Source organism: Azospirillum sp. B506 (assembly GCF_000333595.1).
In the GTDB taxonomy this organism is placed as follows: Bacteria; Pseudomonadota; Alphaproteobacteria; order Azospirillales; family Azospirillaceae; genus Azospirillum.
Genome location: NZ_BADK01001027.1, coordinates 1 through 2,594, shown reverse-complemented (window position 1 = coordinate 2,594; position 2,594 = coordinate 1). Strand labels below are relative to the sequence as shown.

General features: G+C 67.4%; 1 protein-coding gene, 1 tRNA gene and 1 pseudogene. All 3 read left to right on the top strand.

What is annotated here, in order from left to right:
* Positions 1-199: 199 nt before the first annotated feature.
* Positions 200-1,419: pseudogene (locus I71_RS41175) on the top strand (malonyl-CoA decarboxylase).
* 137 nt (positions 1,420-1,556) lie between these two features.
* Positions 1,557-1,641, top strand: a tRNA-Leu gene (locus I71_RS31610).
* Positions 1,642-1,732: 91 nt separating this feature from the next.
* Positions 1,733-2,594 (top strand): trigger factor (gene tig, locus I71_RS31605; RefSeq protein WP_042703666.1); only part of this gene is annotated, 862 nt, incomplete at its 3' end.

Sequence of the window (2,594 nt, the reverse complement as noted above, 5' to 3'; positions counted from 1 at the left end):
GATCGCGGCGTCGGCCCGCGGCGCCGTCGGCGCGCCGCCACGCACCCATCTGCCCAAGGAGGACGCCGAGCGTCTGAAGGAGCAGATCGAGGCCTGTCTGGATTCGCGCGGCGGCGAAGTTTCGGCCCGCGCCCGCGCCGCCCAGCTCGGCCGTACCTATCTGGCGCTGGACCCACAGGGGCGGCGCAATTTCCTTCTTATGCTCGCGCGCGATTTCGACGTCGACCGCGATGCGGTGATGGACGCGATGGCGACCTTCCAGGCGGCGGCCGACCCGGTGGCCCGCGGCCATGCGGAACGGGCCTTGCGCCGCGCGCTGGAACCGCCGCGCCTGAGGCTGCTGACCCAGTTCAACGCCCTGCCGGAAGGGGTGAAGTTCCTGGTCGACCTGCGCGCCGAACTGATGGAGATGGCGCGGGGCGAGCCGCTGCTGCAGGCGTTGGAAGACGATCTGAAGAACCTGCTGCGCGCCTGGTTCGACGTCGGCTTCCTGGAGATGCACCGAATCACCTGGGACAGCCCGGCCTCGCTGCTGGAGAAGCTGATCAAGTATGAGGCGGTGCACGAGATCAGCGGCTGGCAGGATCTGAAGGACCGGCTCGATTCGGACCGCCGCTGCTTCGCCTTCTTCCACCCGCGCATGCCGCACGAGCCGCTGATCTTCGTCGAGGTGGCACTGGTCCAGGGCATGTCGGACAATGTGCAGGCGCTGCTCGATCCGACCGCGCCGGTCTGCGATCCCAAGAGCGCCGACAGCGCCATCTTCTACTCGATCTCCAACGCGCAGGTCGGGCTGGCGGGCATCAGCTTCGGCAATTTCCTGATCAAGCGGGTGGTCGACGGGCTGGCGACCGAATTCCCCACATCAAGTGCTACGCCACCCTGTCGCCAATCCCCGGCTTCCGCCGGTGGTTCGACCGCGCGCTCGACCGCAACGGCGACGCCCTGCTGACCAACACCGAGGCCGAGCGCATCGCCGAGCGGCTGAGCGAACTGGAGCAGGACGACGACGGGGACGCCTCCCCCGAAGGCGGCGCCGGCTTCGACGACTCGCCTTTGCTGGCCCGCGCGCTTGCCCGCCCTGGCTGGGTGGAGGATGAGGAACTGCAGAAGCGCCTGCGTGGGCCGCTGATGCGGCTGGGCGTGCATTACCTGACCACGGTGCAGGAGGCCAAGGCCAATGGGCGCGCCCGCGCCCTGGATCCGGTGGCGCATTTCCACCTGACCAACGGCGCGCGGATGGAGCGGCTGAACTGGCTGTCCGACCGCTCGGGCAAGGGGCTGACGCAGTCGCTGGGCATGATGATCAACTACCGCTACCGGCTGGGGGAGATCGACACCAATCATGAGGCCTACACCGGCGAGGGGCGCATCATCATGTCGTCCACGGTGCGCTCGCTCGGAAGGGCGGGCGGCTGAGGCGAACAGAGCGGACTTTACTCTCTTGCGTGGGGCCATTTTGCCTGTTTGCTTCCGGCGCGCTGTGCTATAGACCGGACTTCGCCGGCGGTCCGGCGGGTGTTCCGGCACCCGTCGCGGCTGCCTTTGCCATGAACGCGGGCGTGGCGGAATTGGTAGACGCGCTGGATTTAGGTTCCAGTGACTTCGGTCGTATGGGTTCAAGTCCCTTCGCCCGCACCATGGCAACACCTTGGACCGCATGGACAACACGGATTCGGGCCGCCCGGACGGGCGCCGCCGGGCCGGACCAACGAGATAGGCTTTCGTTCCGATGAACATCACCGAGACCAGCACCGACGGCCTCAAGCGCGAATTTCAGGTCGTCATTTCCGCCAAGGACATCGAAGAGAAGGTGAACGGCAAGCTGGAAGAGCTGCGCCGTACGGTTCAGCTGCCGGGCTTCCGTCCGGGCAAGGTGCCGGTCACCGTGATCAAGCAGCGCTATTTCGGCGGCGTGCTGTCCGAGGTGCTGGAGGACGCCATCTCCGACAGCTCGCGCCAGGCGCTGAGCGAGCGTGGCCTGCGCGTCGCCCTGCAGCCGAAGATCGAGGTCGAGAAGTATGAGGACGGCGGCGACCTCACCTACAAGATGGCCGTCGAGCTGCTGCCGGACGTCGAGCCGGGCGACTTCACTGGCATCGAGCTGGAGAAGCCGGTCGCCGAGGTCACCGAGGAGTCGGTGCAGGAAGCGCTGACCCGTCTGGCCTCGGCCCACTCGACCCAGGCCCCGGTCACCGAGGATCGCGCCGCCGAGACCGGCGACATCGCCGTGATCGACTTCGCCGGGACGGTCGACGGCGAGGCGCTGGAAGGCATGGACGGCAAGGACTACCCGCTGGAGCTGGGTGCCGGGCGCTTCGTTCCGGGCTTCGAGGAGCAGCTGGTCGGCGTCAAGGCCGGTGAGCACCGCACCGTCAACGTCACCTTCCCGGAAGACTACCCGCACGAGCGCCTGAAGGGCGCCGCGACGGTCTTCGAGGTCGACATCAAGGAGCTGCGCAAGAACGTCCCGGCCGAGGTCAATGACGAACTCGCCAAGGAGTTCGGCATGGAGAGCCTGGAGAAGATGCGCGAAGCCATCCGCGACCGCATCAAGGGCGAGTATGACGGCCTGTCCCGCCTGCGCGGAAGCG